The organism is Streptomyces sp. NPDC054887, from assembly GCF_053610585.1.
Map to the genome: position 1 here is coordinate 1 of NZ_JBSGYQ010000028.1, position 12,366 is coordinate 12,366.

The window sequence follows — 12,366 nt, forward strand, 5'->3', positions numbered from 1 at the left end:
GGCGCAAGCCCGCGCCGCACGGCCCCGCGTCAATACCGGTTAGCGGTAACGCTCCTGGGTCGCGTCCAGTTCGTCCTCGTCGAGGAGCCTGTCCTCGCCCACGCCCAGGTCGCGGTCCTCACGCGCCCGGCGCATCCGCTCCGACGCCGCGTCCGGCGTCACACCGCGCGCGACACGGTCGCCGGGCTGGCGCTGCGCGCCCTGGTCGCCCTGCTTCCGCTGCTTGGCCTGCTTCGCCTGGTCCGCGAGCTCCTGCGCCTTGTCCTTGAACTGGTCTGCAATACCCATGAGGTTCACTCCTGTTGGGGTGTGTGGGGGTGGGGGCGTTTCCGCCCCCGTTGGAACCTCGACCAGACTGACACGACCGGACATTCGCCGCATTTCGATCACTCAGACCGAACCGCAGACCGAACCGCAGACCGAACCGCAGACCGATCCGCAGACCGAACCGCAGACCGAACTCCAGGCCGAACCCGGCCGCACCGGACGCCGCAGGGGCGAAGGGGCGCGCACCCCGCGCCCCCCTCCCCTACCGCTCCGCCCGCGCCTTCTCGTCCGCCTCGCCCCCGGCCCCCACGAGCCCCGTCGAGACCCCCGCCAGCCGGGGCTCGAACCGCTTCATCTCCCGCTGGCCCACCACCCCGATCAGTGCGGGCAGATACCCCCGTACGGACTGCATCCCCCGCAGCCACCACTGCGCGTACACGTGCGACGAGCGCCGCTCGATCCCGGCGACGATCCGGTCCACCGCGGGACCGAGCGGGTACGTCCGGTTGGAGGGCCACGGCAGCCGCTGCCGCAGTTCGCGCATCACGTCGTCCCGGTCCGCGCCCCGCACCATGTCGGTGTCGGTCCACGACAGGTATCCGACGCCGACCCGCACCCCCCGGTAGCCGACCTCCGCCCGCAGCGAGTGGGCGAACGCCTCGACGCCCGACTTGGACGCGCAGTACGCCGTCATCATCGGCGCCGGCGTGATCGCGGCCAGCGACGCGATCTGGAGGAAGTACCCCCGGCTCTCCATGAGCACCGGAAGGAACGCCCGCCCGGTCACCGCCCCGCCGATCAGGTTGACCTCGATGACCCGCCGCCAGGCGACCGGGTCGGAGTCCACGAACGGCCCACCGGAGGCGACGCCCGCGTTGGCCACGACGATGTCGACCTTCCCGAACCGCTCCTTCACCTCCCGCGCGACCCGCGCCATCGCCTCGTGGTCGGTCACATCGGCGTGCCACCAGTGCGCCTCGGCGTGCAGCCGGCCCGCCACCGCCTTCAGCTCGTCCGGTTCCAGGCCGACCAGCGCCACCTTCGCGCCGCGCGCCGACAGCTTGCGGGCCAGCAGCTCGCCGACTCCGCGCGCCGCGCCGGTCACGACCGCGACCTGTCCTTCGAGGCTCTGCCTGCTGCTCATACGGCCTGCTCCTTCTCGTTCTCGGTGGGCCGGTCGGCCGTCACGGCGGCGGCGACGTACGTGCCCGCCAGTTCCCGGAGCTTCGCGGTAACGGCCTCCGGCGCCTCCACCGGCGTCATGTGACCGACCCCGGTCAGCTCGGTGAGCCCCAGGGAATGCGGCAGCGCGGCCTCGATCTCACGGGCGTGCACGGGCGGCGTGAGCCGGTCGGCGGTCCCGGCGAGGACGGCGGTGGGTACGGTCAGCTCCCGCAGCCCCGCGCTCAGATCGAGCTCCCCCAGCACCTGCGACCAGGCCACCCGCGCCGCGCGCGGACAGGCGTGGACGATACGGGCGCACTCGGCCACCCGTTCCGGCGAGGCGCCGGGCCCCATCGTCCCGTACTTGAGGATCTTCTTCGACAGCGGTGTGACGGGCCCCAGCGGCGCCCGCGCCCCCAGCACGGCCTTGGTGATCCGCGTCCGCAGCCGCCCGGCGCGCATCGGCAGTACGAGCGACTCGGCGACCAGCCGCGCACTGCCCGTGCTGCACAGCAGCACGGCCGCCGCGTGCTCCCGGAACCCGGGCCGCCCGGCGGCGGCCATGATCGTCATGCCGCCCATGGAGTGCCCGGCCACGACGGCCCGCTCACCCGGCGCGAGCGCGGCGGCGAGCACCGCTTCGAGGTCGTCGGCCAGCGCGCCGGTGCTGTAGCCGTCGCGCCCGACCGCCGGTGAGCGCCCGTGGCCGCGCTGGTCGTAGACCACGACCCGGTGGTCGCCGGCCCCGGCCAGCTCGCGTATCTGCGCCGACCAGAAGAGCGTCGAGCAGGTCCAGCCGTGCGCCAGGACGAGCGCGGGGGCCCCTTCGGGCCCGTACACCTCCACGTGCAGGCGCGAGCCGTCGGCGGAGACGGCGGTCAGCTCGCGCGAGGCGACGAGCGGCTCGCCCGCGGCCTTCGTCAGCCGGCTCACGCGACGGCCTCCGCGGTCTCGTTCGCGGTGCCCTCGCCGCGACCGGGCCCGGCGGCGACGGCCGCCCGGCCCTCCGCGGCGCCCGCACGGACGACCTCGTACTCCGCGAGGTTCACCGCCCGGGTCGCACGCCGGAACTCACTCGGCGTGCCGGGCCAGATCGTGGTGTTGCGGCCGTTCGCGTCCAGGTACCAGCTGTCGCAGCCGCCCGTGTTCCACACGGTCCGCTTCATCCGGTCCTGCACCCGCCGGTTCCACGCGTGCACGGCGGAGGGCCGCGCCGCGAGCGCCGCCCGGCCGCCCAGCACCCGCAACTGGCGCATGTAGTCGGCCAGGTAGTTGAGCTGGGACTCGATCATCAGGATCATCGAGCTGTTCCCCAGACCCGTGTTGGGCCCGATGATCGTCATCCAGTTGGGGAAGCCGGCCGCCGTCGCGCCGCGCAGCGACTCCATCCCGTCCTTCCACGCCTCGGCGAGCGTGATGCCGTCCGCGCCGACGACACGCTCGGCGATCGGCATGTCGGTGACGCGGAAGCCCGTGCCGAAGACGATCGCGTCGACCTCCGCCCGGGTCCCGTCGGCCGCCACGACCGTGGAGCCGCGCACCTCCTTGAGCCCGGAGGCCACCACGTCCACATTGGGCCGGGCGAGCGCCGGGTAGTACGTGCTGGACAGCAGGATGCGCTTGCAGCCGATCCGGTACGACGGCGTCAGTTTGGCCCGCAGCTCGGGGTCCTTGATCGCCTTGGCCATGTTGGCCTTCGCGAGCGCCTCGACGGCTCCGAGCTGGTTGGGGTGCTTGGTGAAGGCCGTGACCTGCAACTCCCGGATGCCGAAGAGCAGTCCGCGCCGCGCCTTCGCGGTGAACGGCAGCTGCCGGTGCAGCCAGCGCTCCGGCCCGGTGATCGTCCGGTCCATGCGCGGCATCACCCACGGAGCGGTCCGCTGGAAGAGCGTCAGCTTCGCCACGTCGGGCTGGATGGACGGCACGATCTGGATCGCCGACGCGCCCGTACCGATCATCGCGACGCGCTTGCCGCGCAGGTCGTAGTCGTGGTCCCACCGCGCCGAGTGGAAGACCTTGCCGGGGAAGCCGTCGAGCCCGGGGACGTCCGGCACCTTCGGGTCGGACAGCGGCCCGGTCGCGGACACCACCACGTCGGCGCTCAGCCTGCCCTGCGCGGTCTCGATCTCCCAGCGCAGCGCGTCGGCGTCCCAGCGCATCATCGTGACTTCGTGGTTCAGCCGGATGTGCGGCCGCAGCCCGAAGGTGTCGGTGACGTGCTCCAGGTACGCCCTGATGTGCTCCTGGCCGGAGAAGGTCCGGGGCCAGTCCGGGTTGGGCGCGAACGAGAACGAGTACAGGTGGGACGGCACGTCGCACGCGCAGCCCGGGTAACTGTTGTCGCGCCAGGTGCCGCCCACCGCGTCGGCGCGCTCCAGGACGACGAAGTCGGTGATCCCCTCGCGGCGCAGCCGGACGGCTGCGCCCAGGCCGCCGAATCCGGATCCGATCACCGCCACTCGTACGTGCTCGTGCTCGGCCATGCCGACGCCTCCCGCGCTCCCACGACTCTGCCAGCAATCACTGGCACGATTCGGAGAGTAGAGCAGCGGCGTACTGATGGGTAGGGGTCGGACGCCATAAAAGTTACCGGCGGTAGAACATAGGCTTCCCCCGTGGACGAAGCCGCAGGAGCCCGTGAGTACCGCATGGAGGAGCTGGCCAGGGAGGCCGGCATCACCGTGCGCACCCTGCGCTTCTACCGCGAGCGCAAGCTGCTGCCGCCCCCGCGCCGCGAGGGCCGGATCGCCTGGTACGACGACCGCCACCTGGCCCGGCTGCGCACCATCGCGGCGCTGCTGGAGCGGGGCCACACCCTGAACGGCATCGCGGATCTCGCCAGCACCTTCGAGAGCGGCCGGGGCGTCGGCGAGCTGTTCGGCATGGGCGAGGACGCCGCTCCCGTCACCTGGACCGAGGAGACGCCGGTCCGGCTCACCCCCGAGGACCTCGCCGACCACTTCGCGGGCGAGGTCACAGCGGAGAACCTGGCCGCGGCGCTCGACCTCGGCTATCTCGCCACCGACGGCGAGGAGATCATCCACATCAGCCGCCGCCTGCTGGACGTGTCGGCGGCCCTGGTGCGCGAGGGAGTGCCGCTGGCCGCCGTGCTCCGGGCGGGCCGCGAGGTACGCGAGCACACGACGGCCCTGGCGGAGATCTTCGCCGCCATGGTCCGCTCCCACCTCGTGGAAGAGGGGCCGGACGCGGTGGACGGACCGGCCGCCGGGAGCGGCGCGTCCGCGTCCCGGCCGGCCCTGGAGCGGCTGCGCCCCCTCGCCAAGAGCGTCGTCGAGGCGGAACTCTCCATGGCGCTCGACCGCCTGCTCAGGGCCGAGAAGGACGCCCCGCCCCCGGCTCGGGCGACTAGCCGCCGAGGGGCTGCTCGAAGACCGCGGTCACCGGCGCGTGGTCCGACCAGCGCAGGTCATGGCTGGCCGCCCGTTCGACGTACGCCTTGACCGCCCGGCCCGCGAGGCCCGGCGTCGCCACCGCGTAGTCGATACGCCATCCCGAGTCGTTGTCGAAGGCCCTCCCCCGGTAGGACCACCACGTGTACGGCCCCTCCTGGCCGGGGTGCAGCGCGCGCACCACGTCGACGTACCCCGCCTCGTCGAACACCCGCGTCAGCCAGGCGCGCTCCTCCGGCAGGAAGCCGGAGGACTTGCGGTTGCCCTTCCAGTTCTTGAGGTCGGCCTCCTGGTGGGCGATGTTCCAGTCGCCGCAGACCAGCACTTCGCGGCCGTCCGCCGCCGCGCTCTCCTTCAGGCCCTTCAGGTAGGGCAGGAATTCGTCCATGAACCGGATCTTCTCGTCCTGCCGCTCGGTGCCGACCTCGCCCGAGGGCAGGTACAGGCTGGCGACCGTGACGCCCGGCAGGTCGGCCTCGACGTACCGCCCGGTCCCGTCGAACTCGGCGCTGCCGAATCCGACCCGCACGCGGTCCGGCTTCCGCCGCGTGTAGAGCGAGACGCCCGCCCGGCCCTTGGCCCCGGCCGGCGCGTGCACGACGTGCCAGCCCTCCGGGTCGCGGACCTCCTCCGGGAGCTGCTGCGGCTCCGCCCGCACCTCCTGGAGGCAGATCACATCGGCATCGGTTTCGGCCAACCAGGGCACAAAGCCCTTCTTGGCGGCGGCGCGCAGGCCGTTAACATTCACGGAGGTCACAGTGAGCATCCCGGCACAATACAGACACCGGGAAACCGTCCGGCACCGGACCCGCATAGAAGTACGCTGACACGCATGCATATACAGCCGCGCCCGTACGACCATCCCGACGCGATGAAGCTCGACGCCGAGGTGCAGCAGGAGTACATCCAGCGCTACAACGGCGAGGGCGACACCACACCGCTCGACGCCTCGATGTTCCGCCCCCCGGCGGGCCTCTTCCTCATCGCGTACGACGCCGACGGGCGCCCGGTGGCCTCCGGCGCCTGGCGCAGGCAGGACGAGAACGGCGAGGGGTACGCGGACGGCGACGCCGAGATCAAGCGCATGTACGTCCGGCCCGAGAGCCGCGGCCTCGGCCTGGCCCGCCGCATCCTCGCCGCGCTGGAGGACGACGCCCGCGCGGCCGGCCGCACCCGCATGGTGCTGGAGACGGGCACGCAGCAGCCGGAGGCCATCGCCCTCTACGTGTCGAGCGGTTACGCCCCCACCGCGAAGTTCGGCCACTTCCGCGAGTACGAGGACAGCCGCTGCTTCGCCAAGCCGCTGGAGCCGTGACACCCCCTCAGCCCTTGTGGCGTGCGCCACCGCAGAGCGTTCTGTGGCGTACGCCACCCCCCGTCCCGCAGGGCGTGGAACGCCGAAGAGCCCCACCCGGATCTCTCCGACTGGGGCTCTGAGCTGCGGTGGACCTGTGGGGATTTGAACCCCAGACCCCCTCGATGCGAACGAGGTGCGCTACCAGACTGCGCCACAGGCCCTTGCAACGAGTGAAACTTTAGCACCTCGATCGGGGTGCTCGGTAATCCGCTCTCCGAAGATCATTCGTTGACGGCCCGGGGCCGGTCGCCGTCCTCGTACTGGTCGAAGAGCGGCGTCCGTCCGCGGCCCCGGTCGCGTCGGCCGGGGTTCGTCCGGCGGCCCGGCGCGGGGTCGGCGGCGGGCGGCGCTTCGGGGGCGGGGGTCGGCTCGGCGGTGCTGGAGCGGGCGGAGCTCCAGGTCCCCGGGTCGCCGAAGTCGACGCTGCCGGTGGCGCGCGGCGCCACGGGGGCGGTGACGTACGTCGGCAGCGGGACCGGGACCGGGTCCCAGCTCTCGCCCCGGGCAGCGCCGCGCTCACGCTCGCGCTGCTGGTCCACCCACTCCGCGTGGTCCGTCTGCTCCACCAGCGCGCGGCGGCCGGCCTCCTGCGGCGAGACGGCGGGCGCCGGTTCGGGCTCGGGGCGTACGACGGGCTCCTCGTCCGGCTCCGCGGAGACCGGTCGGCGGCCCGGGTGCGGACGGCGCTCACGCAGCCGCTGTGCCGCCGCCTCCGCCCTGCGCCGGTCCATGGTGAAGGCGAAGCGCCGCCGCTCGGTGGTCCGCAGATGCACGATGTACGTGCTCAGCAGCACGGCGGGGACGGCCGGGGCCCACAGGAACCGCAGTCCGCCGACCGCCGCGACGATCGTGCCGAGGGTGAACGCGAGGAAGAGGATCACGGTGGTGCGCCGGCGGCGCGCGAGCACCTTCGAGCGCCGGGCGCGTTCGGCGGCAGCGCTCGCTGTGCGCGCACGCCGTTGCGCCCTCGCGGTCTCCCGCGCGCCCTCCTGGGCGCTCTCACGCGCCTGCTCCCGCGCGTCCTCCCGGACGGCGGGGCGCTCGGTCGCCCGGGTCGGGGGGACGGCGAAGGCCCGGACGTCGACGGAACTCAATCGGTCCGTGACGGCGTCCGGGTGCACGTCGGTCTCCGCCTCACCCGCGGCGCGTTCCTGAAGCTCCCTGGCGTATCGGCGCTCCATTGCCGCCCGTCCGGACAGCAGCCGGATGGCGGTGCTGAAGCGTTCCGTCGGACGGGCTTCGTTGAGCTCGTCCTGCCTGCGGAGCCACATCGGCACCAAGTAGGCGGCCCAGGCCCCGACGATGACTGCGTAGATCAGGCCGCTGCTGCTCACACCCCACACCGTAGAGGGGTTCGCGCAAGCCCATCCGCCAATTGAGCCGGTGTGTCGCACGATCTGGCTGATAACTCGAACTTTTTTTGTGACTGATCGGATCAACAGGCTGCTTTGTGCGCCCTTTTGCAGTCACTTGGCGACAGAATTCGAACAGGCATTTCATTTCGGTGCGGTGCCGGGTCGTGCCTGGTGCCAGCGGTGCAACAGGCCCTCGGGCACTTCCTCGGCCGTGAGCGCGTAGACCAGATGGTCGCGCCACCCGCCGTCGATGTGCAGATATCGGGGGCGCAGCCCTTCCTGGCGGAATCCGAGTTTCTCCACGACCCTGCGGCTCGGCGCGTTCTCCGGGCGAATGCAGACCTCGATGCGGTGCAGTCCGACCGTACGGAAGCAGTGGTCGACGGCGAGGGCGACCGCCGTGGGCATCACCCCGCGGCCCGCCACGTCCCGGTCCACCCAGTAACCGACGTGCCCGGAGCACATCGAACCCCAGGTGATCCCGGCGACCGTCAACTGGCCGACGAGCTGACCCCGGTACTCGATGACGAAGGGCAGCATCCGCCCGGCGTTCGCCTCCGACCGCAGGTGGCGGACCATCTGACGGTACGTGGGGCGCTGCGCCACCGGGCCCGCAGGAGCGGGCGGCGGGACGGTCGCCTCCCAGGGGCGCAGCCACTCGCGGTTGCGCCGGTTCACCTCGCGCCAGCTCCGCTGGTCGCGCAGCCTTATCGGGCGGAGGGTGACATCGCCGTCGGCCAGCTCGACGGGCCAGGACGAAGCGTTCAGCTCTGGCTCCCGGGCAGGGGCGAACCGGAGCCGGACCCGGGGTGGTCGCCGCCCCGGATCTGGTCCACGGCGTGCACCAGGAGGCGTTCCAGGACCGCCAGCCCGTCCCGCACGCCACCGGTGGAACCCGGCAGGTTCACGATCAGCGTCCGGCCCGCGACACCCGCGAGCCCGCGGGACAGCGCGGCGGTCGGGACCTTCGCGAGCCCCTCGGCGCGGATCGCCTCCGGAATGCCCGGGACGTCGTAGTCCAGGACGCGGCGGGTGGCGTCCGGCGTGCGGTCGGTCGGCGAGATGCCGGTGCCGCCCGTGGTCAGGATGACGTCGTACGCGGCGGCGACGCCGGCCCGCAGGGCCTGCTCCACCGGGTCGCCGTCGGGCACCACCTGCGGGCCCTCGACCTCGAAGCCCAGAGCGCGCAGGCCCTGGGCGAGGATCGGTCCGCCCCGGTCCTCGTAGACGCCGGCGGAGGCGCGGTTGGACGCCGTCACCACCAGGGCGCGGCGCGGCTCCCCCGGCGCGGCGGCGACGGGTGCGGCGGCCGTTGCGGACACCGGCCCGGGCGCCGGCTCGTGGCTGTGGCTGTAGACCTCTCCGCCGCGGGGACTCATGACCGGCTCCAGTCGCCGGACTTGCCGCCCGTCTTCTCCTCGACGCGTACGTCGGTGATGACCGCGGCCTTGTCGACCGCCTTCACCATGTCGATCACGGTGAGCGCGGCGACGGTGACGGCGGTCAGCGCCTCCATCTCGACGCCCGTACGGTCCGTCGTGCGCACGGTGGCGGCGATCTCGACGGCGTCGTCGGCCACCGCGAGGTCCAGCTTCACCCCGGACAGGGCGAGCGGGTGGCAGAGGGGGATCAGGTCGGGCGTGCGCTTCGCGCCCATGATGCCCGCGATGCGGGCGGTGGCGAGGGCGTCACCCTTGGGGACCCCCTCGCCGCGCAGCAGCTCGACGACGCGCGGCGCGACAAGGACGCGTCCGGTGGCGCGCGCGGTGCGCGCGGTGACGTCCTTGGCCGAGACGTCGACCATGCGGGCAGCCCCCGCCTCGTCGATGTGCGTGAGCCGATCGTGCGTACTCATTACGTGTGGCGCTCCCGGTCAGGGCCTGTGAGGGCAGACACGCTACCCCCACCGTGCCCCGGTCACCCGAGCAGGACCACGTCGGTCCCGGCGCCGGGCTCCAGCTCGGTGACGTCCTCCGGGACGACGATCAGGGCGTCGGCGCGGGCCAGAGCCGCGACCAGGTGCGAGCCCGTGCCGCCGACGGGGGTGACGGCGCCCGTCTGCGCGTCGTACGTGCCGCGCAGGAACTGGCGCTTGCCGGACGGGGAGGACAGCGGCTTGTCGACGCTCAGCGTGGCGCGGACCGTGGGGCGGTGCACGTCCTTCAGGCCCATCAGGGCGCGGATCGCCGGGCGCACGAACAGCTCGAACGAGACGTACGAGGAGACCGGGTTCCCGGGGAGGGCGAGCAGCGGGGTGTGCTCGGGGCCGATGGAGCCGAAGCCCTGCGGCTTGCCGGGCTGCATGGCGAGCTTGCGGAAGTCGACACCCCCGCCGGGCCCGTCCCCGTCCCCCACGGACGACAGCGCCTCCTTCACCACGTCGTACGCGCCGACGCTGACGCCGCCGGTCGTGACGATCATGTCGGCGCGGATCAGCTGGTCCTCGATGGTCGAGCGGAGCGTGTCGGCGTCGTCGGTGACCGCGCCGACGCGGTAGGCGATGGCGCCCGCGTCCCGGGCGGCGGCGGTCAGGGCGAAGCTGTTGGAGTCGAAGATCTGGCCGGCCGCCAACCGCTCGCCGGGCTGGACCAGTTCACTGCCGGTCGACAGGACGACGACGCGGGGACGGGGCCTGACCCTGACGGTGGCCCGGCCGATCGCGGCGAGCAGGCCGAGCTGGGGCGGACCCAGGACCGTACCGGCCGCCAGGGCGGGGTCGCCGGCCTGGACGTCGCTGCCGCGCGCGCGGACGTGCGCCCGCGCCTCGACCGGGCGGTGCACCCGGACCTCGCCGGTCGCGCCCTCGGGCGCGCCGCTCGCCGCGCGCATCGTGACGGCCGGTCCGCCGCCCGCGCCCCCGTCGGTCCACTCGACCGGGACGACGGCCTCGGCACCCGGCGGCAGCGGGGCGCCGGTCATGATGCGGGCGGCCTCGCCGGGGCCGACGCTCAGCGTCTCGCCGCTGCCCGCCGCCACGTCCCCGACGACGGTGAGGACGGCGGGGAATTCCTCGCTCGCGCCCGAGACATCGCTCGTACGGACCGCGTATCCGTCCATCGAGCTGTTGTCGAAGGGGGGCAGCGCGATCTGGACCGTGATGTCCTCGACGAGGACGCAGCCCTGCGCGTCGAGAAGCTGGAGCTCGATGGGTTCGAGCGGCTTCACCGCGGCGAGGATGTCCTCAAGGTGCTCGTCGACAGACCAGATCGTGCTGCTCAAGGTGCCTACATCTCCTCGGTCACGTAACTGCGAAGCCAGGTCCGGAACTCCGGCCCCAGGTCCTCACGTTCGCACGCGAGTCTGACAATGGCACGCAGATAGTCGCCCCGGTCGCCGGTGTCATAGCGGCGGCCCTTGAAGACGACGCCGTGCACCGGGCCGCCGGCCTTCTCGTCCTCGGCCAGGTGCTGGAGCGCGTCGGTGAGCTGGATCTCGCCGCCGCGGCCCGGCTCGGTCTTGCGCAGTATGCCGAATACGGCCGGGTCCAGTACATAGCGCCCGATGATGGCGTAGTTGCTGGGGGCGTCGGCCGCGTCGGGCTTCTCGACCAGCCCGGTGACCCGTACGACGTCGCTCTCGGCGGTCGGCTCGACGGCCGCCGATCCGTACAGGTGGATCTGGGCGGGGTCGACCTCCATCAGCGCGACGACGCTGCCGCCGTACTGCCCCTGGATCTCGATCATCCGGGACAGCAGCGGGTCGCGCGGGTCGATGAGGTCGTCGCCGAGGAGTACGGCGAAGGGCTGGTCGCCGACGTGCGGCGCGGCGCACAGCACGGCGTGGCCGAGGCCCTTGGGGTCGCCCTGGCGGACGTAGTGCATGGTGGCGAGGTCGCTCGACTCCTGCACCCGGGCGAGACGTTCCGCGTCGCCCTTGCGGCCGAGGGCCGACTCCAGCTCGTAGTTGCGGTCGAAGTGGTCCTCGAGGGGACGCTTGTTGCGGCCGGTGACCATGAGGACGTCGGAGAGCCCAGCGGTCACAGCCTCCTCGACCACGTACTGGATGGCCGGCTTGTCGACGACAGGCAGCATCTCTTTCGGAGTGGCCTTTGTCGCCGGCAGGAACCTGGTGCCGAGGCCGGCGGCAGGGATGACAGCCTTGCTGATCCCGGGGTGCGACTGAGTCATGGTCAGAACGATATCCGTTGCGTATGGGAGGAAGATGAGGCTCCGGGCAATATTTCTCATACGAGTCGTTTTGTGGAGCCATGGTGATGTGTGAAGAGCCTGACAAGGCGGGGTTGCGAAAAGAACTCCTCGGCATGAGATCCCGGTTGACCAGTAGTGACGTCGAAAAGGCCGGAACGGTTCTGGCCCACCGGGCACTGGAGCTGCCGGAGCTCGCGGAGGCCGGCACGGTCGCCGCGTACGTGTCGATCGGGAGTGAGCCCGGCACCCGCGCGCTGCTGGACGCGCTGCGCGCGCGGGGCGTGCGGGTGCTGCTTCCGGTGCTGCTGCCGGACAACGATCTGGACTGGGCGCCGTACGAGGGCGCGGAGCGCCTGGAGCGCGCCCGGCTGGGGCTGCTGGAGCCCGCGGGCGCGCGGCTCGGCGTACGGGCCGTGCTGGAGGCCGACACGGTGCTGCTGCCCGGTCTGGCGGTGGACGGACGCGGGACGCGGCTCGGGCGGGGCGGCGGCTCGTACGACCGGGTCCTCGCCCGGCTGGAGGCGGCGGGCGCGCGGCCTCACCTGGTGGTGCTGCTGTACGACGAAGAGGTGGTCGCGCGGGTCCCCAGGGAACCGCACGACCACCCCGTGAGCGCCGTGGTGACGCCGGGCGGTGTCAGGCGCCTGCCGGCCTGACGCCCACCC

Annotated in this window: 14 protein-coding genes and 1 tRNA gene; 3 read left to right on the forward strand and 12 right to left on the reverse strand. The window is 72.6% G+C overall.

Annotation, left to right across the window (positions count from 1 at the left end):
* Window positions 1-39: 39 nt before the first annotated feature.
* The 4 genes from ACWGH0_RS17560 to ACWGH0_RS17575 all read right to left on the reverse strand — a co-directional run bounded on the left by ACWGH0_RS17560 (window position 40) and on the right by ACWGH0_RS17575 (window position 3,914).
* Complete coding sequence (locus ACWGH0_RS17560) at window positions 40-288, reverse strand: hypothetical protein (protein WP_453405041.1); 249 nt, start codon at window positions 286-288, stop codon at window positions 40-42.
* Between the two features lie 241 nt (window positions 289-529).
* Complete coding sequence (locus ACWGH0_RS17565) at window positions 530-1,411, reverse strand: SDR family oxidoreductase (protein ID WP_453405042.1); 882 nt, start codon at window positions 1,409-1,411, stop codon at window positions 530-532.
* Entirely contained in the window at window positions 1,408-2,364 is a 957-nt protein-coding gene (locus ACWGH0_RS17570; protein WP_453405043.1) for an alpha/beta fold hydrolase, read from the reverse strand. Before ACWGH0_RS17570 ends, ACWGH0_RS17565 begins: the two co-directional genes overlap by 4 nt.
* A complete protein-coding gene (locus ACWGH0_RS17575) occupies window positions 2,361-3,914 on the reverse strand; it encodes a flavin-containing monooxygenase (protein WP_453405044.1) in 1,554 nt (517 codons plus the stop codon). The genes ACWGH0_RS17570 and ACWGH0_RS17575 overlap by 4 nt, the downstream gene beginning before the upstream one ends.
* 165 nt (window positions 3,915-4,079) lie before the next feature.
* On the opposite strand from ACWGH0_RS17575, the gene ACWGH0_RS17580 reads away from it, so the two are divergent.
* The gene (locus tag ACWGH0_RS17580; RefSeq protein ID WP_453405106.1) at window positions 4,080-4,892 is read left to right on the forward strand and encodes a MerR family transcriptional regulator; all 813 of its coding nucleotides are present in this window, start codon (window positions 4,080-4,082) and stop codon (window positions 4,890-4,892) included.
* Here the strand turns inward: ACWGH0_RS17580 and ACWGH0_RS17585 are convergent.
* Window positions 4,798-5,607, reverse strand: coding sequence for an exodeoxyribonuclease III (locus tag ACWGH0_RS17585; protein ID WP_453405045.1), 810 nt, complete (start codon window positions 5,605-5,607; stop codon window positions 4,798-4,800). The two genes, ACWGH0_RS17580 and ACWGH0_RS17585, sit on opposite strands and share 95 nt — an antisense overlap.
* A gap of 66 nt (window positions 5,608-5,673) precedes the next feature.
* Here ACWGH0_RS17585 and ACWGH0_RS17590 point away from each other — a divergent pair, with 66 nt between their 5' ends.
* Entirely contained in the window at window positions 5,674-6,156 is a 483-nt protein-coding gene (locus ACWGH0_RS17590) for a GNAT family N-acetyltransferase (protein WP_453405046.1), read from the forward strand.
* Between the two features lie 129 nt (window positions 6,157-6,285).
* Here ACWGH0_RS17590 and ACWGH0_RS17595 read toward each other — a convergent pair.
* The 7 genes from ACWGH0_RS17595 to galU form a co-directional block, all read right to left on the reverse strand.
* Window positions 6,286-6,359, reverse strand: a tRNA-Ala gene (locus tag ACWGH0_RS17595).
* Window positions 6,360-6,419: 60 nt separating this feature from the next.
* A complete protein-coding gene (sepX, locus tag ACWGH0_RS17600; RefSeq protein WP_453405047.1) occupies window positions 6,420-7,532 on the reverse strand; it encodes a divisome protein SepX/GlpR in 1,113 nt (370 codons plus the stop codon).
* Window positions 7,533-7,694: 162 nt separating this feature from the next.
* A complete protein-coding gene (locus ACWGH0_RS17605) occupies window positions 7,695-8,321 on the reverse strand; it encodes a GNAT family N-acetyltransferase (protein ID WP_453405107.1) in 627 nt (208 codons plus the stop codon).
* Window positions 8,318-8,932, reverse strand: a complete 615-nt coding sequence (locus tag ACWGH0_RS17610; protein ID WP_453405048.1) for a MogA/MoaB family molybdenum cofactor biosynthesis protein — start codon at window positions 8,930-8,932, stop codon at window positions 8,318-8,320. Before ACWGH0_RS17610 ends, ACWGH0_RS17605 begins: the two co-directional genes overlap by 4 nt.
* Entirely contained in the window at window positions 8,929-9,408 is a 480-nt protein-coding gene (gene moaC / locus ACWGH0_RS17615; RefSeq protein ID WP_453405049.1) for a cyclic pyranopterin monophosphate synthase MoaC, read from the reverse strand. Before moaC ends, ACWGH0_RS17610 begins: the two co-directional genes overlap by 4 nt.
* A 62-nt stretch (window positions 9,409-9,470) precedes the next feature.
* Window positions 9,471-10,772 (reverse strand): molybdotransferase-like divisome protein Glp, encoded by a 1,302-nt coding sequence (gene glp, locus ACWGH0_RS17620; RefSeq protein ID WP_453405050.1) that lies wholly within the window; start codon window positions 10,770-10,772, stop codon window positions 9,471-9,473.
* Between the two features lie 5 nt (window positions 10,773-10,777).
* On the reverse strand, window positions 10,778-11,680 hold the full coding sequence (galU, locus tag ACWGH0_RS17625; protein ID WP_453405051.1) for a UTP--glucose-1-phosphate uridylyltransferase GalU: 903 nt from the start codon (window positions 11,678-11,680) through the stop codon (window positions 10,778-10,780).
* An 86-nt stretch (window positions 11,681-11,766) separates the two neighbouring features.
* On the opposite strand from galU, the gene ACWGH0_RS17630 reads away from it, so the two are divergent.
* Window positions 11,767-12,357: a 5-formyltetrahydrofolate cyclo-ligase gene (locus tag ACWGH0_RS17630; protein WP_453405108.1), complete on the forward strand. Its 591-nt coding sequence runs from the start codon at window positions 11,767-11,769 to the stop codon at window positions 12,355-12,357.
* The last annotated feature ends 9 nt before the right edge of the window (window positions 12,358-12,366 follow it).

Coding starts and splice junctions, on each gene's coding strand:
- ACWGH0_RS17560 (WP_453405041.1), bottom strand. CDS start 288: ATGGGTATTGCAGACCAGTTCAAGGACAAGGCGCAGGAGCTCGCGGAC.
- ACWGH0_RS17565 (WP_453405042.1), bottom strand. CDS start 1,411: ATGAGCAGCAGGCAGAGCCTCGAAGGACAGGTCGCGGTCGTGACCGGC.
- ACWGH0_RS17575 (WP_453405044.1), bottom strand. CDS start 3,914: ATGGCCGAGCACGAGCACGTACGAGTGGCGGTGATCGGATCCGGATTC.
- ACWGH0_RS17580 (WP_453405106.1), top strand. CDS start 4,080: ATGGAGGAGCTGGCCAGGGAGGCCGGCATCACCGTGCGCACCCTGCGC.
- ACWGH0_RS17585 (WP_453405045.1), bottom strand. CDS start 5,607: ATGCTCACTGTGACCTCCGTGAATGTTAACGGCCTGCGCGCCGCCGCC.
- ACWGH0_RS17590 (WP_453405046.1), top strand. CDS start 5,674: ATGCATATACAGCCGCGCCCGTACGACCATCCCGACGCGATGAAGCTC.
- ACWGH0_RS17610 (WP_453405048.1), bottom strand. CDS start 8,932: ATGAGTCCCCGCGGCGGAGAGGTCTACAGCCACAGCCACGAGCCGGCG.
- moaC (WP_453405049.1), bottom strand. CDS start 9,408: ATGAGTACGCACGATCGGCTCACGCACATCGACGAGGCGGGGGCTGCC.
- galU (WP_453405051.1), bottom strand. CDS start 11,680: ATGACTCAGTCGCACCCCGGGATCAGCAAGGCTGTCATCCCTGCCGCC.
- ACWGH0_RS17630 (WP_453405108.1), top strand. CDS start 11,767: ATGTGTGAAGAGCCTGACAAGGCGGGGTTGCGAAAAGAACTCCTCGGC.